The organism is Hallella faecis, from assembly GCF_018789675.1.
Classification (GTDB): domain Bacteria; phylum Bacteroidota; class Bacteroidia; order Bacteroidales; family Bacteroidaceae; genus Prevotella; species Prevotella faecis.
This window is the reverse complement of sequence record NZ_JAHKBE010000193.1, coordinates 1-250: the sequence shown is the minus strand read 5'-3', so window position 1 is coordinate 250 and position 250 is coordinate 1. Positions and strand designations below refer to the sequence as shown.

Genomic DNA, 250 nt, shown 5'->3' with positions numbered 1-250 from the left:
ATCTACATGTTCAATCAATTTATAAAGTTTGTTTTTTTGTTCATTTCTGACATAAAAAATCCGGTTAGCCGGATGCTCAGGGACCGACATTCCATATTTTTTGTTGTAACCGACGCCAGGCCCAGAAATGATAACCTCCTGTCCATTCATCGATGCCTGTACACAATTATTGTTCATGACTTTTTCGATGATCATTCCATGGCTCCAAAAAAAAAGGCAAGGCACGTCAGAAGTAATAACTACTTCAAAC

At 38.0% G+C, this 250-nt stretch carries 1 protein-coding gene; it reads right to left on the bottom strand.

Annotated features, from left to right (window positions below; all coding sequences use genetic code 11):
- A partial coding sequence (locus tag KM934_RS13360) for a CAT RNA binding domain-containing protein (RefSeq protein WP_286364636.1) occupies window positions 1-195 on the bottom strand: 195 nt, incomplete at its 3' end.
- Window positions 196-250: the final 55 nt, after the last annotated feature.